Origin of the sequence: Hymenobacter pini, from assembly GCF_020421205.1 — a bacterium.
Taxonomy (GTDB): Bacteria; Bacteroidota; Bacteroidia; order Cytophagales; family Hymenobacteraceae; genus Hymenobacter; species Hymenobacter pini.
The window spans coordinates 1-522 of the sequence record NZ_JAIZZH010000016.1; the positions used below are offsets into that span (position 1 = coordinate 1).

Genomic DNA, 522 nt, shown 5'->3' on the forward strand with positions numbered 1-522 from the left:
CTTTCCTTCGGGACACAAAGCAAGGTGCTGCATGGCCGTCGTCAGCTCGTGCCGTGAGGTGTTGGGTTAAGTCCCGCAACGAGCGCAACCCCTACATTTAGTTGCCATCAGGTTAAGCTGGGGACTCTAGATGGACTGCCTGCGCAAGCAGTGAGGAAGGCGGGGACGACGTCAGGTCATCATGGCCCTTACGCCTAGGGCTACACACGTGCTACAATGGACGGTACAGAGGGTCGCTACACAGTGATGTGATGCCAATCTCACAAAGCCGTTCTCAGTTCGGATTGAAGTCTGCAACTCGACTTCATGAAGCTGGAATCACTAGTAATCGCGTATCAGCAATGACGCGGTGAATACGTTCCCGGGCCTTGTACACACCGCCCGTCAAGCCATGGAAGTCTGGTAGACCTGAAGCTGGTGCTCCGCAACGAAGCCAGTTAGGGTAGAACAGGTAACTGGGGCTAAGTCGTAACAAGGTAGCCGTACCGGAAGGTGCGGCTGGATCACCTCCTTTCTGGAGCT

Annotated in this window: 1 rRNA gene; it reads left to right on the forward strand. The window is 55.2% G+C overall.

Annotated features, from left to right (window positions below):
- A 16S ribosomal RNA gene (locus LF252_RS22715) occupies window positions 1-514 on the forward strand; the annotation flags it as partial.
- Window positions 515-522: the final 8 nt, after the last annotated feature.